Annotated in this window: 17 protein-coding genes and 1 pseudogene; 9 read left to right on the top strand and 9 right to left on the bottom strand. The window is 59.3% G+C overall.

Translation table 11 applies throughout. The features are described 5' to 3' along the window. Positions 1-73: 73 nt before the first annotated feature. Positions 74-1,222: a tRNA 2-thiouridine(34) synthase MnmA gene (mnmA, locus tag WA354_RS23885; RefSeq protein WP_472815532.1), complete on the bottom strand. Its 1,149-nt coding sequence runs from the start codon at positions 1,220-1,222 to the stop codon at positions 74-76. Between the two features lie 1,020 nt (positions 1,223-2,242). After that, positions 2,243-3,436 carry a cysteine desulfurase family protein gene (locus WA354_RS23880; protein WP_472815531.1) on the bottom strand — a complete coding sequence of 398 codons (1,194 nt, stop codon included), beginning with the start codon at positions 3,434-3,436 and terminating at the stop codon, positions 2,243-2,245. 183 nt (positions 3,437-3,619) lie between these two features. Between WA354_RS23880 and mutY the strand changes: the two genes are divergently transcribed. Both mutY and WA354_RS23870 read left to right on the top strand, forming a co-directional pair. After that, positions 3,620-4,663 (top strand): A/G-specific adenine glycosylase, encoded by a 1,044-nt coding sequence (mutY, locus tag WA354_RS23875; protein ID WP_472815530.1) that lies wholly within the window; start codon positions 3,620-3,622, stop codon positions 4,661-4,663. 66 nt (positions 4,664-4,729) lie between these two features. Next, the gene (locus tag WA354_RS23870) at positions 4,730-6,436 is read left to right on the top strand and encodes a M28 family peptidase (protein ID WP_472815529.1); all 1,707 of its coding nucleotides are present in this window, start codon (positions 4,730-4,732) and stop codon (positions 6,434-6,436) included. Between the two features lie 68 nt (positions 6,437-6,504). Here WA354_RS23870 and WA354_RS23865 read toward each other — a convergent pair whose 3' ends face one another. Beyond that, complete coding sequence (locus WA354_RS23865) at positions 6,505-9,669, bottom strand: carboxypeptidase-like regulatory domain-containing protein (protein WP_472815528.1); 3,165 nt, start codon at positions 9,667-9,669, stop codon at positions 6,505-6,507. A gap of 657 nt (positions 9,670-10,326) precedes the next feature. Here WA354_RS23865 and WA354_RS23860 point away from each other — a divergent pair. From WA354_RS23860 to msrB, 4 genes are all read left to right on the top strand, one after another. Next, entirely contained in the window at positions 10,327-10,515 is a 189-nt protein-coding gene (locus WA354_RS23860; protein ID WP_472815527.1) for a hypothetical protein, read from the top strand. Between the two features lie 149 nt (positions 10,516-10,664). Then, positions 10,665-11,096 carry an OsmC family peroxiredoxin gene (locus tag WA354_RS23855; RefSeq protein ID WP_472815526.1) on the top strand — a complete coding sequence of 144 codons (432 nt, stop codon included), beginning with the start codon at positions 10,665-10,667 and terminating at the stop codon, positions 11,094-11,096. 133 nt (positions 11,097-11,229) lie between these two features. Continuing rightward, entirely contained in the window at positions 11,230-11,625 is a 396-nt protein-coding gene (locus WA354_RS23850; protein ID WP_472815525.1) for a RidA family protein, read from the top strand. Between the two features lie 52 nt (positions 11,626-11,677). Then, the gene (gene msrB, locus WA354_RS23845; protein ID WP_472815524.1) at positions 11,678-12,112 is read left to right on the top strand and encodes a peptide-methionine (R)-S-oxide reductase MsrB; all 435 of its coding nucleotides are present in this window, start codon (positions 11,678-11,680) and stop codon (positions 12,110-12,112) included. Between the two features lie 6 nt (positions 12,113-12,118). Here the strand turns inward: msrB and WA354_RS23840 are convergent, their stop codons facing one another. Next, positions 12,119-13,045, bottom strand: coding sequence for a hypothetical protein (locus WA354_RS23840; protein ID WP_472815523.1), 927 nt, complete (start codon positions 13,043-13,045; stop codon positions 12,119-12,121). Positions 13,046-13,188: 143 nt separating this feature from the next. Here WA354_RS23840 and WA354_RS23835 point away from each other — a divergent pair, with 143 nt between their 5' ends. After that, the gene (locus WA354_RS23835) at positions 13,189-14,253 is read left to right on the top strand and encodes a serine hydrolase (protein WP_472815522.1); all 1,065 of its coding nucleotides are present in this window, start codon (positions 13,189-13,191) and stop codon (positions 14,251-14,253) included. Between the two features lie 98 nt (positions 14,254-14,351). Here the strand turns inward: WA354_RS23835 and rpmB are convergent, their stop codons facing one another. From rpmB to WA354_RS23815, 4 genes are all read right to left on the bottom strand, one after another. After that, on the bottom strand, positions 14,352-14,540 hold the full coding sequence (rpmB, locus tag WA354_RS23830; RefSeq protein ID WP_472815521.1) for a 50S ribosomal protein L28: 189 nt from the start codon (positions 14,538-14,540) through the stop codon (positions 14,352-14,354). A gap of 363 nt (positions 14,541-14,903) precedes the next feature. Continuing rightward, entirely contained in the window at positions 14,904-15,248 is a 345-nt protein-coding gene (locus WA354_RS23825) for a hypothetical protein (protein ID WP_472815520.1), read from the bottom strand. 230 nt (positions 15,249-15,478) lie between these two features. Next, a complete protein-coding gene (locus WA354_RS23820) occupies positions 15,479-16,831 on the bottom strand; it encodes an ATP-binding protein (protein WP_472815519.1) in 1,353 nt (450 codons plus the stop codon). After that, positions 16,809-17,474 (bottom strand): response regulator transcription factor, encoded by a 666-nt coding sequence (locus WA354_RS23815; protein WP_472815518.1) that lies wholly within the window; start codon positions 17,472-17,474, stop codon positions 16,809-16,811. The genes WA354_RS23820 and WA354_RS23815 overlap by 23 nt, the downstream gene beginning before the upstream one ends. 250 nt (positions 17,475-17,724) lie before the next feature. Here WA354_RS23815 and WA354_RS23810 point away from each other — a divergent pair, with 250 nt between their 5' ends. Next, positions 17,725-18,765: an LLM class flavin-dependent oxidoreductase gene (locus WA354_RS23810; protein ID WP_472815517.1), complete on the top strand. Its 1,041-nt coding sequence runs from the start codon at positions 17,725-17,727 to the stop codon at positions 18,763-18,765. A 279-nt stretch (positions 18,766-19,044) separates the two neighbouring features. Then, on the top strand, positions 19,045-20,412 hold the full coding sequence (locus tag WA354_RS23805; RefSeq protein WP_472815516.1) for a DUF1254 domain-containing protein: 1,368 nt from the start codon (positions 19,045-19,047) through the stop codon (positions 20,410-20,412). 206 nt (positions 20,413-20,618) lie between these two features. Here WA354_RS23805 and WA354_RS23800 read toward each other — a convergent pair. Then, positions 20,619-20,993 (bottom strand): annotated as a pseudogene (locus tag WA354_RS23800) (Glu/Leu/Phe/Val dehydrogenase); the annotation flags it as partial.

Raw genomic sequence — 20,993 nt, 5'->3', positions numbered from 1 at the left:
GTACAACAACAATCCGCAGGCCACGCTGTTTATGCGCAAGCACATTGGCTAAGCAACATGCAGGGCGTCAGGCTTAGAGTATCCATCCGCCGCCAACGACCTCGTCCCCGTCATAGAAGACGGCGGACTGACCGGGAGTGACGGCGCGCTGCGGTTCGTCGAAGGTTGCGAGCACTTCGGCAGAGGCGGGCTCGGAGTTTCCTGTTGATTCTGTTCCGGGTTCCAGCGTGGCCCACGCGGGCTCGTGGCGATGGCGGATTTTGGCCTTCACGCGCATGGGTTCAGTGAGTTCGGGAATGCTGATCCAGTTGAGGCGGTTTGCACGGAGGGTGCGGGTCGCGAGCTCGGCATCTGCGCCGACGGTGACGCGATGGCTCGACGGATCGATGTTGAGCACGTAGAGCGGCGATGGCGATGACACCTTCAATCCCTTGCGCTGGCCTACGGTGAAATTGGAGATGCCATCGTGATGTCCGATGACCTCGCCGGATGAGGCGACCAGCTCGCCGGTGGTGTCGGGCATTGGCTCGCCCTGCTCTTCGAGGTAGGCGGCGAGGAAATTCTGGTAGGAGCCGCCGGGAATGAAGCAGATCTCCTGCGAGTCGGGCTTCTCGGCGAGGGCGAGGCCTTTTTGGCGGGCGACTTCGCGGACCTCGGGCTTAGTCATGCGGCCGAGCGGAAAGAGGGTGTGCGCGAGTTGCGCCTGGATGAGGCCGAAGAGAAAATACGTCTGGTCCTTGGCGAGATCAGCGGGGCGCTTGAGGATCCAGCGCTGGCGTGCCGAGTCGTACTCGTTGACGGCGTAGTGGCCGGTGGCGATGAAATCGGCACCGATGGAGCGCGCTGTCTTCAGCAACTGGTCGAACTTGAGGTGGTTGTTGCAGAGCGAGCACGGGATCGGCGTGCGGCCTGCGAGATATTCAGAGACGAACGGACGCACCACATCCTGCTCAAAGCGCTCTTCCTGATTCACGACGTAGTACGGGATTCCGAGGTGTTCGGCCACGCGGCGGGCGTCGTATACATCATCGAGCGAGCAGCAGCGGCCGGCCTTGGGGGCGTCGGGGATGCCATGCTTGCCTGCGAGGCGGGTCTGATCCCAAAGCTGCAGGGTGAGGCCGACCACCTTGGTGCCTTCGTCGAGACGAGCGAGGATCGCGGCAACGGTCGAAGAGTCAACTCCTCCGGACATGGCGACGGCGATGGTGTGGTTCTGGGGCATGGAGATGCGCACAAGTTTATTTTCGCATTAAATGAATTTTTAGTAGAGAATGGCCGCGCCCCGTGTTTAGCAAAGGACTTAGAGCTGGGGCAAGGGGAGGAACCAAAAAAGCAATGGCGGTGATTCAAGGCTAGTGGCGGCACCCAGAGGAGCCGTAAGGGTGCTTCGGGCGGCCCTCCGGGACGTGGGCAGGATTTTGTCAGTTTTCCCAGGGTTTCACCCGGGGCTACTTTCGACCGGCCCCTCCGGGGCGGGCGGCTTTTATGATTTCGCCTTACCCGATCGTGAGGTCGGGCGTTCCGCATGTGCGCCTTCACAGAAGTTCGGAAGATCTATCAGGCCAAGCGTGGGGCGACTGGGAAATTTTTATACGATTGGGCCTTTTTATACCGTTCCAAGAGGGAAGGGTTGCAGCGATGCCGTTGCTCGTCGCGGTCCAGGGCGGAACTGGAGGTTGCCGTGGCTACGGTGATGAAGCACTCGCGGCAGATGGAATCGATTGTGCCGTCATGGTTTAGTCGATGCAGGAACTTTAATGTATAGGCTTGCGACATGGGTTTCTCTCCCTTCGTCCAGAACCTGGCCGAAGCCGGTTCCGCGTCATTGGGTTGGTAGTTGCAATTGGCGTTCCGTCTTTGCACGGGGAAAAATGGAGCGGCGTAGGGGTCATGGACCTTTCTCTACCGCTGCGGCGGAGGCGGGCAAGACTGTCCGGCAGTTCAGAGTGTTGAGAGAATGCAAGATCTCGGAGGAGACGTCCCACAGGGGCTAAAAAGCCCACACCCTATTTGCGATGTTTTCGGCATGACTAAAGTCGTGCCCTGATACAAACCAGTTCTAGGTGTGACTGAAGATATTGGTGAAAGAGTCCTTATGGGGCTAACCAGCTGCACACAAGGGCCAAAGCCCACATTCTATTTGCGCTGTTTTCGGCACGACTGAAGTCATGCCCTGATATAAAACCGGTTTTCGGCGCAGCTAAGTCATGCCCTTTCAAGGCCGGACTTTCACCATTGGCTGCTAGGCGAGGGTTCCGGCGGCGACGGGGGATAATGCGCGAAGGTTCTGGACGGCTTCTGGGACCACCTGCAGCACGCGGTCGATCTGGGCTTCGGTCACGGTCTTGAGGAGGCTGAAGCGCAGGCTGGCGCGGGCACGGGCTTTGTCGAGGCCCATGGCCATCAGCACATGGCTGGGCTCGGTGGCGCCGGAGTGGCAGGCTGATCCGCCTGAAACCGCGATGCCCTTGAGGTCGAGACCGATGACGAGGGCTTCGCCTTCGAGGTTGTCGAACCAGATGTTGGTGGTGTTGGCGGCTCGCGGCGCTGGCTTTCCGTCGGGCATGGCTCCGTTGAGCCCCGTACCAGGCAGAGCGAGAATTCCGGCTTCAAGCTTGTCTCTGAGGGCGGCGAGGCGCGTCATGGTGCCGTCTTCGATGCTGTGCAGGGCGAGTTCGACGGCCTTCGCCAGGCCAACGATTCCGGGAACGTTTTCGGTTCCGGCGCGGCGGCGGCGCTCGTGGCTTCCGCCAACGATGAGGGACTCGACCGGAGTGCCGCGACGAACAAACATCGCGCCCACACCCTTGGGTCCGTGAACCTTGTGGCCGCTGATGGAGAGCAGGTGGCAGCCGAACTGGCGCACATCGAACTTGATCTTCCCTGCGCCTTGAACTGCATCGATATGGAAGAAGACGCCGGTATCTGCTGCGATTTTGCCGATCTCGGCAACCGGTTGCAGAACGCCGGTCTCGTTGTTGGCGAGCATCACGCTGATGAGGCGGGTTTCGGGGCGGATGGCCCGGAGAATGTCGGTTGGATCGATCAGGCCGCTGGGCTGCGGAGCGACGAAGGTCGTCTGCACTCCGAAGTTGGCCAACCTGTTTGCGGCCTGGAGGATGGCGGAGTGCTCGATGGATGTGGTGATGAGGTGATCGCCGGGATGAAGCAGGCCGAAGAGGGCAGTGTTGTCGCCTTCAGTGCCGCCGGAGTTGAAGACGACTTCAGCATCGTGGCAGTTGAAGAACTCGGCGAGTGTTTCGCGGGCGCGGTCAAGACCGGTGCGTGCCCGCTGGCCATCGAGGTGGATGGAGGACGCGTTGCCAAACTGCTCAATCCAATAGGGACGCATCGCGTCGACCACCTCCGGCAACAGGGGTGTGGTGGCGTTGGCATCCATGTAGATACGGGTGCCCGGTGCGTTGTTCGTAGACATGAGCAGAAGCCTCTCTTTGCGAGGTTATCACAAGGTCTGAATCACATTGCGGGATACCAAACCTTGCATTCAGCGGGCGACTGGACCAGCGGCGCCGCGCCGCGACGCAACCGGCCTGATTTGCCATTGATACCGTAAGCTGGCCTCATGCCTCGCCTTCCGAGCCAAGAAACCGTTGCCCGCATGCGTCAAGAGCTTCTGGGGTGGTACGACCGCAACAAGCGCGATCTGCCGTGGAGGCATACGAGCGATCCGTACTCGATCTGGGTGTCGGAGATTATGCTGCAGCAGACCCGCGTCGCTGTCGTGATCGAACGGTGGAAGGCCTTTCTTGAACGCTTCCCCACCGTGCAGGATCTGGCGAAGGCAGAGGAGCAGGATGTGCTCGCGCTTTGGAGCGGACTGGGTTACTACCGACGCGCGCGCATGCTCCACAAAGCTGCGCAGAGCGTCGTCGCAGAACTGGACGGCAAGATGCCCTTGAAGGCAGACGAACTTCGGAAGCTGCCGGGGATTGGCTCGTACACGGCTGCGGCTATTGCGAGCATTGCGCATGGCGAGGCTGTGGCGGTGGTCGATGGCAATGTGGAGCGGGTGCTGAGCCGCATTCGCGGATGGGAGTCGCACGATTCGGTTGGCGACGCTGCGGTGCGGCGCAAGGTGGAGGAGTTTGCGACTGGGCTGGTTGATCCCCGGAGGGCTGGCGACTTCAACCAGGCCATTATGGAACTCGGCGCTACGGTTTGCACGCCGCGCAGTCCGCAGTGCCTGACGTGTCCGTGGGCGAAGGAGTGCCGCACGCTGGGCGAGCACAAAACTCCCAAACGCGCGGCGATGACGAGTCGCGAAATTGCCTGTGCGCTGGTGGTGCGCGATGGCGATGCGGGGACAGAGGTTCTTCTGGAGCAGCGCGCGGTGACGAATACAGTGATGCCGGGGTTGTGGGAGTTGCCGGCGATTGCTGTTAATGTCATGGCGAATCTCGAAGAGAGACTCACGGTCCGGCACGCGATTATGCAGGTGAATTACGTGGTGCGGGTTTGCGCGTTGCCGTCGGAGGGTCTCAGGGAGAAGCCTGACGGAGTGCGGCGCTGGGTTGTGGCGGAGGAGGCGTCGGCGATGGCTTTGACGGGACTGGCGCGCAAGGTGCTCACGCGGGCCGGACTGATTCAAACTGCGGGCCGCAACGGGCCACGGCTGTTGATCCGCGTGGGATCAGGGAATTAGTCTGAGATTTCGCGGCTGCTGTAAATTCAGATTGCGTTCGCGAATCCCCACCTCTGCGGAGAATTCATGCACCGAGTGAAATTCTGTGTTTTGGCTTTCGGCCTTTTATTGCCATGTGTCGCAATTGCGCAACAACCTGCTTCGAAGACCGATGCTGTTCCGGCGGTTGCGGGGCTTCCTGCGGCTGCGCGGGCTGCTGCGGCTTCGATTGATCCGGGGAAGATGCGGGCGCACGTGCGCTTTCTGTCGCTGGATTTGCTTGAGGGGCGTGGACCCGGCACGCGCGGCGCAGAACTTGCGGCGGAATACATTGCTACGCAATTCGCGCTGGATGGACTGGAGCCCGCAAACGAGAACGGCAGCTACTTCCAGAAGGTTCCGCTCTTTGCCGTACACACCATCGAGGGCAAAACAAAGTTTGCCTTTGTCCCAAAGAGCGGCGAGCCCGTCGATCTTACCTACGGCAGCCAGATTGTTTCGAAGGATCAGACCGGGCAGGCGGAAGCTGATTTCGACGCGCCAATCGTGTTTGTGGGGTATGGCATTCACGCACACGAGTACAACTGGGACGACTACGCAGGCGTGGACCTGAAGGGCAAGATCGCGCTGGTCATCGTGAATGAGCCACCGTCGGATGACGAGAAATTCTTCAAGGGCAAAACGATGACCTACTACGGACGCTGGACCTACAAGTACGAGGAGGCGTCGCGGCGCGGTGCAGTGGGTGTGCTCATCATTCACCGGACGGACCTGGCCAGCTACGGGTGGCAGGTCGTGGAAAACTCGCAGGCGATTGAGAAGAGCTACCTGGCTGGGGACCCGAGCAACACGCTGCGCGCCGCTGCGTGGATCCAGCACGATGTGGCGCAACATCTGTTTACGCTCGCGGGGCTCGGCGATCTCGACCAGGCGATTGCGCGCGCAGGCAAGCGCGGTTTCCACGCGCAGGAACTCAACGTCAGCCTTAAGGCTCACATTGAGAGCCGCGTCCGCAAATACGATTCCACCAACGTCATTGGCCGCGTGGCTGGATCCTCGACCGATCCTGCGAACGCGGTGCTGTACACAGCGCACTACGATCACCTGGGCATCGATCCTGACGCAAAGGGCGATGGCATTTACAATGGCGCGGCCGACAACGGTACGGGCTGCGGCATCCTGCTGGAACTTGCGCGCGCTTTCGCGCAGTCAACGCAGCGGCCGCCGCACGCCATGTATTTTTCCGCCGTCACGGCAGAAGAGCAGGGGCTGCTGGGATCGCAGTATCTTGGCCAGCATCCGCCCGTACCCGCCCGCGACATCGCGCTCGATCTCAACTACGACATGCTGCTGCCGATCGGAGTGCCGTTGTCGGCGAGCCTTGGCGGTGCTGAACGCATCAGCTTCTGGCCTACGATCCAGGCGGTTGCGAAGGACTTCGACCTGAAGCTGCTGCCCGATCCTGATCCTTCAGCGGGACACTACTATCGGTCGGACCACTTCTCGCTGGCGCGCGCGGGGATTCCGGCGTTCTCGATCGACCAGGGGCGGCTCTTCGTGGGTCATGATGAAGCGTGGGGGCGCGCACAGTTTGATGACTTTGTTGCCCACCACTATCACCAGCCTTCGGATGAGTATCAGGCTGACTGGGATTTCCGTGGCAATGCGAAGATGGCGCGGTTTGGTTTTGTGCTGGGCTGGCTGGCAAGCGCGCAAGCGAAGCCGGTGGAGTGGCAGGCGGGGGATGAGTTTGAAGCGGCGAGAAAAGCGAGCGGGAAGAGCAGTGAACAGTGAACAGAAACCAGCGATGCTCAAACGGGCATCGCTGATTTTTTTCTGCGCGTGCTGATCGGAGAAACGAATCAGAACGAGAGTTTGGCGCCGAATTGGATTTGGCGGGAGGTGGTGGATGTGGCTGAGACTACGCCTGCGGTGGGGGAGGGACCTGATGTGGCGGAGGTGTAGACGACTTCATTCGGGGTAAGCAGGTTGGTGTGGTTGAGGATGTTGAAGAACTCTGCGCGGAACTGCAGGCCAAGGCGTTCGGTGAGATGCGCGTTACGCGTGACGGAGAAATCGAGCTCGGAGAGGCCGGGGCCGGTGAGCGCATTACGGGAGACGTTGCCGTAGGTGCCGGCGGCGGGAGGCAGAAACGCTTCGGCGTTGAACCACTGCTGAGGCGTGCGCGGATAGAGGACGCCGGTGAAGTTGGGGTTCCAGTCGGGACGGACGGGATTGCGCGTGTCGCCATTGCCGGTGGGGTTGTAGCCGAGCTGCGGTGTGAAGGGGAAGCCGGTTTGGACGGCGACGATGGCACTGGTGGTCCAGCCGCTGGCGATGATGTTGACGGGCCGCGATGCGTGGCTGAGGAAGCGGCGATGCGGGCCGAAGGGCAATTCATAGCTGCCGTTGAACGAAGCCAGATGGCGCACGTCGGTGGCGGCAGGTCCCCAGTCTTGCTTGGGATCGAGTGGGAATTCAACGAACGCGGGGGTGTTGCCGCTGACGCTTGTGTTCCATGCCGATCCGTCATCGAGATTCTTGGAGTAGGTGTAGTTGCCGCGGAACTGGAATCCGCTGGCGAATGAACGCCTGACATCGACGACGAGAGAGTGATATGCAGCGATACCCTGCGATACCCACGAGGTGGAGTTGGCGAGATTGGGATTGGCATTCTTCGCGCCAGCGGGATAGAAGGGCGACCCGTCGGCAAGATAGGTCGGCACGGGCTCGTTCATGTCTTCGGAGAGAATCTGGTGATAGCTGTGGGAGCCGACGTAGCCGAGGGTGAGCGAGGTGCGCGGCGCAATCTCCTGCTCGATGCGCAGGCTCCATGTGAGCGCGGCGGGCGTGTTGATGTCGGGCTGCACGTTACTGGGCGAGACCTTGGTGCCTGCGGGCGGAGGTGTGCCCGGCGTGATTTGGAGGTTAGAGACGGCGATGTTGGAGATGGACTCGGCGGTGTTGAAGGGTGCGGTCTGATCGAGACGATAGTCGAGGGTATCGAGCAGTCCGTGATAGACGCCGAAGCCTGCGCGAACCGCGGTCTTGCCGTTGCCATACACATCCCAGGCAAAGCCGACGCGCGGCTCGGGGAGGAAGACAGCACGATTTTTGCTGAGCGCGGAACCTCCGATAACGGGGTCAGTTTGCAGAACGCCGTCGACAATCGCGTAGTTTGCGGCACGGCCCTGTGCTTCGTTCCATCCGTTGGTCGATTCGAAGCGGAAGCCAGCGAGCAATTCGAATCGCGGCGACAACTTGACGGTGTCTTCCACGAAGCCCGCGCCTTCAAGAGAGCGCCAGCCAAGTTCGGTAGGTGACGGGACGACGGTGAAGGTCTTCACCGTGCCCTGCAGAAATGATTGCAGGGTGGCGAACGAGGCCTGTCCATATTGGTCCTGCGCCAGCAGGTCGTTCGATTGAATGCGCTGCAGCCATGCGCCAAACTCGACCTGATTGCGCCCGTGCGTCCAGTAGACGTGATCGTCCAGGGTATATAGGTTACGCGTGGCGGAGTTGTTGCTGCCGACGTTGAGACCGGCCTGCGAGATGGCGGATGCTCCGTTGGAAGCAGTGCTGCCGCTGATGACAATGGCGCCGATGGGTTCGCCGGCCACCCAGCCAGAGAGCGAGACAGGAGTGGATCCGGTGAAGAAGTAACTCGCACGCGAATAGCCGAAGCGGGCGGTGTTGAGCAGAGCCTGCGAAAAAACATGCTGCTCCTGCACGCTTGCGACCTGTTCGCGCAGGCTTTCGTTCACGAGGCTCAGCGGATTCTGTGAGGGCGTGTCGGCGGTGCTGTCGTCGACGGTGTAGACGGCGAAGAGAAGGTCTTTGCCGCTGAGGTTGTCGTCAAAACGCGTGGTGCCGAAATCTTCGCGGATATGCTGCTCGGGATGGCTGAAGGCCTCTGCAATTCCGCCGCCCAGTTCAGGGCCGTTCTGTACGGGCCACAAGGCGAGGAGAGGCGCGACGGCAGGATTGACGCCGACGAATTGCTCCTTGCCAGCGGAGTTGGGGAGATAGCCGAGGCGCGCCTGATTGTCCGGCACGAGGGTGAGAGCGCTGAGCCCCCAGTTCTGGCGGAAACCCTCGTAGTTGCCGAAGAGGAAGAGCTTGTTCGCCCGGACGGGGCCGCCGAGCGATCCACCGAACTGGTTGCGCTGAAACTGGGGAATGTCGCCCTGATCGAAATAGTTGTGGGCATCGAAGGCGCTGTTGCGAACGAATTCGAATGCAGTGCCGTGCAAACGATTGGTGCCGGAGGTGGTGACGATGCTGACCTGCGCGCCGTCGCGCTTGCCGTAGGCGGCGCCATAGGTGTCAGTGGCGACGTTGAACTCGCGCACTGCGTCGACGCCGAGCAATTGTCCGCTGGTGCCGCCGGGCGTTACGTTGATGAGCGAAGAGCCGGTGTATTCGATGCCGTTGAGGAGGAAGAGATTGTCCTGGGGACGGCGGCCGCCGACGGCGAACATGTTGCCGACGGAAGAATTGGAAGTGCCGACTCCGCCGGAGCGCTCGCCGGTGTAGTTCACTGTTGCGGGGTTGAGGGTGAGCAATTCGTCGTAGCTGCGGCCGTTGAGCGGCAGCTCTTTGACCTGGCGCTCGTCGACGAGGCCGGCGGTTTGCTGCGTGGTGGTGTTCACGCCGGGATCGGAAGCATCGACTTCGACGGCTTGCTCGACGGCGGCAACGCTGAGGACAAAGTTCAGTTGAAAGCTCTGTCCGACGGTGAGAGTGATGCCGGTCTGCTTCTGTGGCGCAAATCCATCGTGCTGGACCTCAACGGTGTAGGGGCCGACTGGAACGGATGGCGCGAAGAAGCGGCCATCGGAGTCGGTCGTGAGCGTACGCGTCGCACCGGTTTCAATCTGCCGGACGGTGACGGTTGCGTCGGAAACGGTGGCGCCGGTTGGGTCGTTAACGACGCCACTGATCGTGCCGCCGACGACCTGTGCCTGTGTGCTGACAGCAACGGCGAGTAGAACCAAGGGAAGAGAGCGAAAGAAGCGGGATGCCATTGTCACGGGACCTCCTAAAGAATTGCGGGTATAGGCCCTGATTTCTGAGAATCGGGCGAGTGCGCTGTTCAGCCTGAAATCGGGGAATTCGCGCTTGAAATTGGGGAAGGGGAATGGGGTCAGCGGCTACAACAACAGCCTGTCCGCCGGGAGGCGGTGGCGTGGAGCCGCGAATTGAGAAGAACCGAAATCATTGGGTAGAACCTTGAACCTTGGCCGCAGACGCGCGGCCTGAAAAACAGTCCCGGAAATGCAAAAACCGCATCAGCGAGATGTGCTGAATGCGGCCGGGTAGTGAAGCTAAAAGAATCGAGCTTGAATCACACCCACGGCCGGTCGAGCGCGCAACAACATGCGACGCAGACGGCGGGGGTGAAAACGTGCTCCATGGGGTAAATATAGCGGGGAATCCAAATTGGGTCAAACCAAGGTTGCTGGATAGACGCACCAGAGTAGCTTGTTACTCCCTAGTCCCCAGGGCGGCTGGTGGCATAAACTCGTTTCGCGAACAGGAGGACATCCCTCAGGGGCTAAAGCCCCCAGTCCTATTCGTCTTTTGCGGCACGACTGAAAGTCGTGCCCTTTCAATGCCCATTTATGCTAGTCCATATTCCCTGTATCTCAGTAATAGTCCGCACAGCTGAGGTAGTAGCCGCAATGGGTGCAAACGAGCTTGCACTTGTGGCCTGTGAGGCGGTGGGAGCAGGTGGGGCAGATCTGGCAATGGTGGTCGACGGGAGCATCTTCGGCTGCTTCGATGGCGCTGGGGCAGGCCGCACCGCTTTGTGGGAAATTACGGGCAAATTCATCATCAAAGACGTGGGGTCTGTTGGGGAGCATGGGTGAGAGATTAGCATGTAAATGTGGGCCCAGACCACGCCGCATGGCGGCGAGCGCCCGAAGAACCAAATCCGTAACGCCGTAATGGTCTCGCTGAAGCGGCGCACCCCCAGAACAGAGATCAAGCGATCCAAAATCCCCAAAGGAGAACATCTATGGCTAGCAAGGCAAGTGCGGTTTGGACAGGTTCATTGAAGGAAGGCAAGGGCACCATTTCGACAGCAACCGGCGTGCTGAAGGACGCCAACTACTCGTTCGCGACTCGGTTTGAAGGCGCGACGAGCGGCACCACGCCTGAGGAACTGATTGCGGCGGCGCATGCAAGCTGCTTCTCGATGGCGCTGGGCGCACAGCTTGGCGGAGCGGGGCTGACGCCTTCGAAGATCGAGACGCATGCAGCCGTAACCCTGGCCAAGGTCGGTGACGGATTCGCCGTAACCAAGATTGCGTTGACCACCACGGCGAGCGTTCCTGGCGCCTCGAAGGAAGTCTTCGATAAGGCGGCCGCAGATGCCAAAGCGGGTTGCCCGATTTCGAAGCTCTTCGCCAACAACACCGAAGTGACCTTAGACGCAAAGCTCGTTTAGCGCAGAAATTCTGCAATTCCATCCCATCCGGATTGCTTCGCCTTATGCGACTGCAAGCTGGATGGGATTCGAATTTTTGCGGGGCGCATCTTTCGGTGAGACCCGACGCGAGATCAGCCTCTAAAATCGTTGCATGGGCAAAACACCAGTCTCTACTTCGTCGGCGCCTAAGGCGGTTGGACCCTACTCGCAGGGCATTCGCTGTGGCAACCTCGTCTTCACTGCCGGACAAGCCGCGCTTGATCCTTCTACCCAGCAGCTCATTTCTGGTGGGATCGCCGAGCAGACCCGGCGCACTATCGAGAACCTGAAAGCGGTTCTCGAAGCCGCAGGCACGACTCTCGACCGCGTCGTCAAAGCCAACGTCTATCTCAAAGACATGAACGACTTCGCCGCTATGAATGCGATCTATGCCGAGTACCTCGCGCCGCAAGGCGTTGTCGCGCCAGCCCGCACCACCATTGAGGCAGCGCGGCTTCCAAAGGATGCGCTGGTGGAGATTGATCTGATTGCAGAAGTCGGCGACTGACGCATCAAATTGATTGACTGCCGCATCCAATAAGCTCCCCATTGGAGGTCTCATGAGCACCACGCCCAAAGAGCCTGGCACGCCAGAAAGAATTACGCACAGCGACGCCGAGTGGCGCGAGAAGCTTACGCCGGAGCAGTACCATGTGTTGCGCGAAAAGGGCACGGAGCGACCTTACACGGGCGCTCTCACCGAGAACCACGAAACCGGCAACTATCATTGCGCAGGCTGCGGAGCCCTGCTGTTTCTTTCCGGAGCGAAGTTTGATTCGGGCTGCGGCTGGCCCAGCTTCGTCATTCCCGCCGACTCGAAGGCTATTGTTGAACACGAGGACAATACGTTCGGTATGCGCCGCATTGAGGTCACGTGCGCCCGGTGCGGCGGGCACCTTGGCCACGTCTTCCCCGACGGCCCTGGCCCCACCGGGCTGCGCTATTGCATCAACTCCGCTTCCCTTACCTTTACGCGCGAGGGCGATCCCGCCTAGAGCGCGTCATGCATAGTCGTTGTGCCAACGGAGAACGCGGAGTGCTCGCAGGGTGTTCCAGCGGCTTGCCCTGCCGACGTCGGTCTCCATCTGCAATGGAATCATTTCGGGATGCAGAAGGTTGAGCGGCCAGCGCCCGTTCTGGTGGCGGCGGTCCATCACGATTCCGATGGCTTCAGAGACGCGGCTGTCGGGTTTGATTCCCGCATTGCGCAGGTAATCGAGTCCGCGCAAGACGTCGTAGTGCCAAAACGTCGGATGTGAGAAGCGCAGCCAGCGCTTGTTGATGATTTCGCCGGTGCGAAGCGAGCGGAACATGCGGCGATCCAGCAGATAGTTTTCGGCTTTCTTCCGGGCCTTCGTTATGGCTGCCGATTTGCGCCCCGCGTGTTCGTATTCCAGCAGCCCTTCGAGCACGCAAATGGTGGTATGGAACGACGAGCGCCGGCTTTTGGGGGCTTCACAGTTCCAGCCGCCATCTTCCAGTTGCTCGTCGAGCAATTGATCGGCCAGGGCGTCGTTCGGCTCCTTGAAATAGGTACCAATGGCGAGGATTCTGCCGTTGATGCAGGGCTCTGTTTCGCCGTGAAGGAAGGGCCGGTTGTTGAGCGGCTTGTACACGAGCCCCTTGTCGACGCGGTCGATCATTTTGCGAGCTTGCTTGCTGGCGGGATCGAGACCAAGATCCTTCAGGACGACGAGGCTCCAGAGGGCAATAAGGTCCCATTTCGGCCCGCCGCCCCAATGACCGTCCGGAGATTGGCGAGCGAGAAGCTGGGCTCCCCAGCCTCCGGTTGCGATGCGCGATCGCTCGGCTGCAATGGCGTTGGCGGATTCGCTGGTGAGATCGCGCATGACCTGCCATCGGATCGCAGGATCAGAATCGAGAAGCCACTTGATGTGCGCAGGCCGCGGTGCGTAATCGTGGCGCATGGGTCTTTTATAGCACTGCTGCGTTTTTGTTTTGACTCACGCGCAAGACCTGCATGCGGGCCGACACGCATGTGGGTTGGGGGCGTACCGAAAACCGAGAACTGCCTTTTTCTAAGTGTCTGGCCTCTCGAAGGTGCGACACGTTGCGTTACCCTGTCCGCATGCTGCTTTTCTCGCGCAGGAACTTTTCCGCCAGCCTGGTGCTCGGGCTTGTGATTGCAATTTCGGCTGTATCAGCCCCTTCGCAAAATGCCCAAGCCGCTTCAGGCGAAGACGCCGAGCTCAATCAGCAAATCAGATCCATTGCCGCGGCGCATCGAGGCCATGTCGCGCTCTACGCACACAATCTGCGAACCGGGCAGACCGCAGCGCTGTTGCCGGACGAAGCCGTACAGACTGCTTCGGTTATCAAAATGGGTATTCTGCTTGACGCTGCGGAACAGATTCGGGATGGCCGAGCGACGTTTGATGAGCGCATCGTTCTTACGAAGCCCAACCAGGTAGAAGGCTCGGGTGTGCTCGGCGGGCTGACGCCACCCATCGCTCTCACCTTTGGCGACGTGCTCAGGCTGATGGTGATTCTGAGCGACAACACCGCCACCAATATGGCCATCGACCACCTCGGTCTTGCACACATCAATGGCACGTTGCGGGCAGCTGGCCTTCAACAAACCGTGCTCTACAAGAAGGTGTACGTTCGGGCCACCGACCCAATGCCACTCGACCAGCCGAAATTCGGTTTGGGCAAAACCACGGCTCGCGAAATGGCCTCCATCATGGAACGGTTCGCTACCTGTCATCTTGCGCTGGACAATGCCGCCCCACTTCCTGCCGATGGGAAGATCTGCGGGGTTATTCTCGGCATGCTTCGCAATCAGCAGGATCGCGACAGCCTGCCGCGTTATCTCGAAACGCTCGACACCAGTGAGAATGGCTCTGCTATCGGCAACAAGACAGGCGCGCTCAACCAGGTTCGCAATGATGTGGCGCTCATCTCCTCGAAAGCCGGCCCAATCGTCATTGCGGCTTTTACATGGGGGAATGCCGACCAGCGCTGGACCGGCGACAACGAGGCCGAGCAGACGCTGGGCAAGCTCGCTAAGGCAATCATCGATTGCTGGTCGCCGCAGGGACTGGACGCTGGAGCATTTCTCTGGGAGAACCCGCTGCCTGAAGCGACGCCGGCACACAAAACGGCAGCGCGGTAACAAGGCACAACAAAACCCCGCCCTTAGGGACGGGGTCTTGACGCCAATACAGGCGGATTAAGTTTTTCCTGCTCAAAACGGCTGGGGGAACGATCGTGCTACGCTTTTGAAACCTTGCCGCTCTTGATGCAGCTGGCGCACACGCGAATGCGCTTCGGATTGCCGTTGACCAGCGCCTTCACTGCTTGCAGGTTCACGTTCCAGCGCCGCTTGGTTACGTTGTGCGCGTGCGAAATATTGTTGCCAAACTGCGGCCCTTTGCCGCAAACATCACATACCTGTGCCATCTCAATTTGCTCCAGACTTGTCTGAGTTTCCGCGCACGCCCGAACTGCTTTTTGCAGCTCTCATCCGTCCTGATGTGTATCTTCAGCTCTCAGACGGGCGAAGGGGCGAATGAAGACACACCCACCCTTCAGCTTGCCTAACCTTTAGTATACCCCGAACATCGGCCAAGGCCAAGCCGGCGCCTGCATACGGCGCCTCATCGGGGCGGCAGGTCTGATTGAGATGGAAGACGCGAAAGTTGCTGATATACAAAGAGTTCCCCTTCCGGACGAACCGGAAGGGGATTGGAGAGTTCAGTCACGAGAGTGATTGAACAAAACTCTTGCGAAGTGTCAGGCTTGGTTCTGACCTTGGGTTGGTGGTTAGCGGCCGGAAGCGGTCGCGCCTTCGAGTTGCAGGCTCACATTGCTCAGTTGGATCGTCTCCAACTGGTCGACTCCGCCGACGCGGCTCACGACGTACCCCTTGTGATTGTGCTTTTCTTCAACAAGCTTCGCGGGGATGGTGAGTGTCTTGCCATTTCCAGCGATTGTGACCTGAACGCTATCTCCGGTACCCGTCCAGCTAACCTTTTGGTCGCCCGCGGGGATTTCTGTTGTGCCCACCTTGACGGGGGAGGCAAAATTCACCGACTGTGAGTTCTTTGCAGCCAACGCCGGGGCAGCTGCAAGTGCGAGCATAAGCGCGTATCCAAAAAGACGTTTCATGATGTTCTCCTCAGATGCCTCGATGGATTTGAGGAATAAGTGAGGCACTGTCCACAGTGAACACTACTTGCAAGCTTTTTAAGCTTAAGAAACGTTAAGATGATTCCGCGCGATGGCTTGGGCTGCCGCATCGTGCAGAAAACACGTAGGGATTGGACACGCGAGTGAGGTTGAGAAATACAAGGCGGCATGCAAAATCTCAAGCGCTCGAGTGTACTCGAAGCTGAAATTTACCTGGCGTTCAAGACCTCTTCATGTGTGAGCGGAATCGCAATCCTGACGCGCAACCCAGGGGTTGCATTTTCAGCAGAGATGGAGCCGCGGTGCAGATGCACGGCGCGTTTTGCAATCGACAGGCCGAGCCCCGACCCTCCGCCGTTGGTATTGCGCGCTTCTTCCACGCGGAAAAACGGATCGAAGATGCGCGTAAGTGCCTTGTCGGGAACTCCCGGGCCAAAATCGCGGATCGAGATGGTCGCCTCGTCGCCATTATCACTGAGGGAAAGCTCGATCGGCGACTTCTCCGGCGAATAGCGAATACCGTTGCGCAGCACGTTCTCCACGGCGCGGCGCAGCAGTTCGGGATTGCCATGCACCGGTCCGCAAACGTTTCCGCTCACCTCAATGACGCAACCACGAACCTCCGCTTCTAAGCGGCAATCACGAACGACTTCATCGACGACGTCGCGCACGCAGATCTCGCGCTTATCGTGCAAAGCAGGATCGTCTTCCACGACATTGATTTCCACGATATCCGCGACCAGTGAGGCGATGCGGTCCACATCGCGTTCAATGCGTTCCAGCGCAGCGGTTGAATCGGGGCTGGTACGCGCCAGCTTCATGGCAAACTTCAGACGCGCCAGCGGCGAGCGCAACTCGTGCGAAATGTCACTCAGCAGGCGCCGCTCGCTTACGATTAATCGCTCCAGGCGTTCGGCCATCTCGTTGAAGGAGTTGCCGAGCTGGCCAATTTCATCGTCACGATCGGTCTCCACTCGAACGCCGAGATTGCCCTGCCCGAAGAGCGCAATACTTGTCGCAACCTTGCGTATGGGAGAGATCACGCCGGCCGCCGCGATCCAGCAGAGAATTCCCGTTGCGCCGATAACGAGAAAATAGTAGGGAAGGAACGACCAGATACGCGGTGGACGGCTCTGGCCCTCCGCCGCAAACCAGAATTTCCCATCCAGCGAACGATGCGTGATCTCCCAGTGATCGTGAGCGCTGCTAGTGCGCGACTTGACCGCGGGTGGCGCAGGCAGCATCGCGGCCCTGCTTGCGCCGGTGACGAGGTCTGTGCCGTTTGCATCCAGCAGATAATGAGCGCCGCCAAAGATTCCGTTGAGGCTGTCGAGGTATTTCTTGAGTGCCGGTTCCCCACTGCTTTGCAGAATGTTGCGCGCGCTCTCCAGTTGCATTTCGTCGAAGCGGTCATACACCGGATCGATTTTCTGCGTCTGCATCTGTTCTGAAATTGCGCGAAACGCAACGAACGAGAGGGACAGAATGCCCACCATGGCGAGCAGCACCCAGACATAAAGAGAGTGCCTGAGAAGGACTTTAGGCTGAGCCGGTGAAGACATATCCCACTCCACGTACCGTTCTGATCAGACTGCGACCGCCCTCGAGTTTCTTGCGCAGGTGGCTGATGTGCACATCGAGGAAGCGGTCGTAAGGCGTGGCCTCCCGCTCGAAGAGCGCCGCTGTGATTTCGTCGCGCGATACTACGCGACCTGCCGCCCGCATAAGCATTTCGAGCAGATCGAACTCGGCGGCTGTCAGGTCGAGATGCTCATCGTCCAGCCATACTTCGCGCATGGTTGGATTCAAGCGGATATTGCCGATCACGATGTCTTCGGATTCAGTTCTCTGCAGCGACTCTGACCGGCGCAGGACCGCACGCACCCGCGCCAGCAGCTCATCGGGATCGAAGGGCTTGGGCAGATAATCGTCGGCGCCGCCATCGAGCCCGCGAATCCGGTCCTGCTGCTGCACCCGCGCGGTCAGCATGATGATGGGCAGATCTTTGCGCCGCCTCAGGCGCTGCAGCAGTTCAAACCCGTCGATCACCGGCAGCATGACGTCGAGGAGCACCAGGTCGTAAGCGCCGTTCAGCGCGGCAGTCAGACCCTCGCGGCCGTTGTAGGCGCAGTCCAGATGATGGCCCTCCTGCGTGAAGAACTCCCGCATCATTCCGCACAGTTCAACGTCGTCGTCGACCAGCAACAACGAGAGCTGCCTCTGTTTTTCTGCGCTTTCTATCTGCTTCACATCGACCGCAATTGACAACACGAAAACCCCTACGGCTGTTAAGTCTCGCACACCGCAGTAAGGGCTTCGTAGTCCACTTAACAATTCTTAACGTAATGTATGGCGCAGTCAGCCAAAATCTTTGCGAGCGGCAGGGGCGGCTACTCGCTGCCTGGGTTGTGACTGGCGTGAATCGAGATGGCGGATCGATCATCTAATCAGGAAGATGAGTTTGCCAGTTTCAATTCTTGATCTTGTGGGTATGCGGCCGGATGAGGCTGCGGGGGACGCGGTCGAACGGTCTGTGGATCTGGCACGTCGCGCAGAGCAATGGGGGTATCGGCGATTTTGGTTGGCCGAACATCACTCGATCGAGGGTCTCGCCTGCTCTGCGACGCCGGTGTTGATTGGCCACATTGCATCAGCGACCCAAACCATCCGGGTCGGGAGCGGCGGCGTCATGCTCCCAAATCATGCGCCCCTTGTAGTTGCAGAGCAATTCGGGACCCTGGAAGCTTTATACCCGGGCCGGATCGATCTGGGACTGGGGCGCGCACCCGGGGGAGACGGTTACACCATGCGTGCGCTTCGCCGTGACTTGCGGCAAACCGGCGATGACTTCCCTGAATTGCTTGCGGAGTTGCGAACCTATCTCGGCCCGGAGAGGCCCGGCCAGATGGTCAAAGCGATCCCGGGCAGGGACAGCCGCGTTCCAATCACCCTGCTGGGCTCGAGCGACTTCAGTGCGCGGCTTGCCGCGGAGCTTGGTCTGCCGTTCGCTTTCGCGGCGCATTTTTCACCGGAGATGCTCCTCCCTGCAACGCATTTGTATCGCACGCTCTTTCGTCCCAGCGAGGCACTGAAGCAGCCCTGGCTCATGGTTGCCGTGCCTGTCATCGCGGCAGAAACCGACGCAGCCGCCCGCCGGCTCTTCACCACGCCGCAGCAGCGATTTCTGCGGCTCATTCGCAATCAGCCGGTGGAACTGTTGGCTCCGGTGGATTCGCTTGATGGGATCGAACGGCCATGGAACGCCTTCGAGCGGGCCGCCGTGGAGAGCAGGCTGAGTGCGGCCATCGTTGGTTCGGATGGGACTGTGAAGGCGGGAATTGCAAAACTAGTTACTGAGACGGGCGCGAACGAAGTCATTGCAGTAACCGACACATGGGATCACGAAGCTCGCCTTGATTCCTATCATCGGCTGGCAAGAGTTGCCGCCTGCGTCGAGGCGACGTTCCTCGCGACAACAAATCCAATCCCGGGCTGAGCTTTTCGTGCTCTCTAATTTTCCAGGCTAACGGTTTGATTCGGCAATCCAAGGAACGGCTGTCAAAGATGACAGTTGTTCGCATGCAGGGCTCCTGTCATCATCGCGCCCCGGAGGTAGATGATGCCGGAAACTATTGCCAAACCGATGACCGATGCGGACGGCGGCTGGCCGAAGGCGGAACTTCTCGATGGCCAATGGAATTCGCCGTCGGTCGAAAGAATGAGCTAACGCAAACCTGGATAGCTGAAGAGAACTCCAATCCCCAAGGAGGAAATCATGGGATCTGCAACCAGCGAAGCGAAAATCAACAATCCATCCGCCTCTGGAATCTCAGCCAGCGACGCGCGTGCCATCGCGAAAGAAGCCTACATATACGGCTTCCCAATGGTTGTGAACTACCGCACGATGTACAAGCAAGCCATCGACAAGAAGAGCCCGGATTATCGCGGCGACTTCAACACCGTCAACAGCTCCAAATCGGTTGCGACTCCGGAAGACAAATTTGTGGTGACTCCCAACTCTGACACTCCCTATTCCTACGTCTGGATGGATCTGCGAGCCGAGCCCGTTGTGATCACCATGCCGAAGATGGAGCCGAACCGCTATTACACTGCGCAACTTGTCGATCTCTATACCTACAACTTTGCCTATCTAGGCACGCGCGCCTTTGGCAATGACGGCGGCATCTTTGTTATCGCGGGTCCTGACTGGAACGGCCCTACGCCGGCGGGAGTGAAGGTGGTTATTCGCACTGAGACTCAGTTCGCCTACGGCCTGTTTCGTACCCAGTTGTTCAATCCGGCGGACCTTGCCAACGTGAATAAGATCCAGGCCGGCTATCAAGCCGAACCACTCGGTTCATTCCTTCACAAGCCGTCCCCTCCCCGCGCTGTCGGCGTCGATTGGCCGACGCCGTCCGATGATATGAGCACCTCGTCGTCGATGTTTCCGCTCGTGAACTTCCTCTTTCAATTCTGCCCGCCGAATACTTCTGAGAAGGATCTTCTGGCACGCTTCGCAAAACTCAACATCGGACCCGGCCAGACCTTCGAGTTCAGCAAGTTTTCGCCGGAGATTCAACAGGCCATCAACGATGGCATCAAGGATTCCGATGCCGACCTTGCCGTCGTTATGAAGAAGATCAACACCGACGAAATCTCCAGCGGAGATCTGTTCGGCACTCGAGACTTCCTGAAGGACAATTACCTCTATCGGTATGTCGGAGCAAAGCTTGGCCTCTACGGGAACTCAAAGCAGGACGCGCTGTACTTCGGCTACTTTGTCGACGCAGGCCACCAGCCTCTGAATGCCTCGAAATCGAGCTACGAGCTTCACTTCGGCAAAGATCAACTTCCGCCCAATAACGCCTTCTGGTCGCTCACGATGTACGATGGCAAGTCGCAATTGCTTGTGGCCAACCCGCTCAACCGCTATCTGCTGAATTCCACCAATCTCAGTTCTTACGAGTACGGCTCGGACGGCTCACTTACTCTCTACGTCTCCCACAACAAGCCCGCGGCAGTAAAAGAATCCAATTGGCTGCCTGCGCCGGATGGCCCCTTTTACTGCGTTTTTCGCGTGTACCTTCCTGGCGAAGCTGTCCTCAACGGCAGCTGGAAGAAGCCGCAATTGCAGCCTGTCTAGCGGCAGCTTGCGGAGAAATTTCAGGACAGGCGCCGGTTTGTCTTTAAGGCTGGGCGCTGCAAAGGCAGCTGCAGATTCCTCGACTCCCGTTGGTCACTCGGAATGAAAGCGCTTAAGGGGGAAAACGCGGTGACAAAGGCGGCGGCACCTTGCGATGCCGCGACCAAAGAGCTACATTTCTGTTTCGAATTGCGCCAGTCCGTCAGTTATGGGTAAATTCCGCGGAGGTGGATGGCTTCGGCTACGCGGCCGATGCCCAGCATGTTCGCGGCGATCCGCATTGGCACGTCGCGGTCGATGTGGATTTTGAGCACATCGCGGAACGAAGTCTTCATCACTTTCTCAAGCCGGTTGTAGACATCCTGTGCATCCCAGAAGAGGTGCTGTTCGTCCTGCACCCATTCGAAGTAGGACACGGTTACGCCACCGGCATTGCAGAGAATGTCGGGGATGATGAAGACGCCTTTAGCCTGAAGAATGCGATCGGCCGCAGGCGTGAGTGGTCCGTTTGCCGCTTCAGCGATGATGCGCGCTTTCACGGTGTTCGCATTCTCGCCGGTAACGGCATTCTCAAGTGCCGC

This window comes from Occallatibacter sp. (genome assembly GCF_049802275.1).
Taxonomy (GTDB): domain Bacteria; phylum Acidobacteriota; class Terriglobia; order Terriglobales; family Acidobacteriaceae; genus Telmatobacter.
The sequence above is the reverse complement of the archived record's forward strand: the minus strand, read 5'-3'. Positions and strand labels throughout refer to the sequence as shown.

What these genes read in the sequence shown, in the direction of transcription:
- mnmA (WP_472815532.1), bottom strand. Translation starts at nt 1,222, where the DNA reads ATGCCCCAGAACCACACCATCGCCGTCGCCATGTCCGGAGGAGTTGAC.
- WA354_RS23880 (WP_472815531.1), bottom strand. Translation starts at nt 3,436, where the DNA reads ATGTCTACGAACAACGCACCGGGCACCCGTATCTACATGGATGCCAAC.
- mutY (WP_472815530.1), top strand. Translation starts at nt 3,620, where the DNA reads ATGCGTCAAGAGCTTCTGGGGTGGTACGACCGCAACAAGCGCGATCTG.
- WA354_RS23870 (WP_472815529.1), top strand. Translation starts at nt 4,730, where the DNA reads ATGCACCGAGTGAAATTCTGTGTTTTGGCTTTCGGCCTTTTATTGCCA.
- WA354_RS23865 (WP_472815528.1), bottom strand. Translation starts at nt 9,669, where the DNA reads ATGGCATCCCGCTTCTTTCGCTCTCTTCCCTTGGTTCTACTCGCCGTT.
- WA354_RS23860 (WP_472815527.1), top strand. Translation starts at nt 10,327, where the DNA reads ATGGGTGCAAACGAGCTTGCACTTGTGGCCTGTGAGGCGGTGGGAGCA.
- WA354_RS23855 (WP_472815526.1), top strand. Translation starts at nt 10,665, where the DNA reads ATGGCTAGCAAGGCAAGTGCGGTTTGGACAGGTTCATTGAAGGAAGGC.
- WA354_RS23850 (WP_472815525.1), top strand. Translation starts at nt 11,230, where the DNA reads ATGGGCAAAACACCAGTCTCTACTTCGTCGGCGCCTAAGGCGGTTGGA.
- msrB (WP_472815524.1), top strand. Translation starts at nt 11,678, where the DNA reads ATGAGCACCACGCCCAAAGAGCCTGGCACGCCAGAAAGAATTACGCAC.
- WA354_RS23840 (WP_472815523.1), bottom strand. Translation starts at nt 13,045, where the DNA reads ATGCGCCACGATTACGCACCGCGGCCTGCGCACATCAAGTGGCTTCTC.
- rpmB (WP_472815521.1), bottom strand. Translation starts at nt 14,540, where the DNA reads ATGGCACAGGTATGTGATGTTTGCGGCAAAGGGCCGCAGTTTGGCAAC.
- WA354_RS23825 (WP_472815520.1), bottom strand. Translation starts at nt 15,248, where the DNA reads ATGAAACGTCTTTTTGGATACGCGCTTATGCTCGCACTTGCAGCTGCC.
- WA354_RS23820 (WP_472815519.1), bottom strand. Translation starts at nt 16,831, where the DNA reads ATGTCTTCACCGGCTCAGCCTAAAGTCCTTCTCAGGCACTCTCTTTAT.
- WA354_RS23810 (WP_472815517.1), top strand. Translation starts at nt 17,725, where the DNA reads ATGAGTTTGCCAGTTTCAATTCTTGATCTTGTGGGTATGCGGCCGGAT.
- WA354_RS23805 (WP_472815516.1), top strand. Translation starts at nt 19,045, where the DNA reads ATGGGATCTGCAACCAGCGAAGCGAAAATCAACAATCCATCCGCCTCT.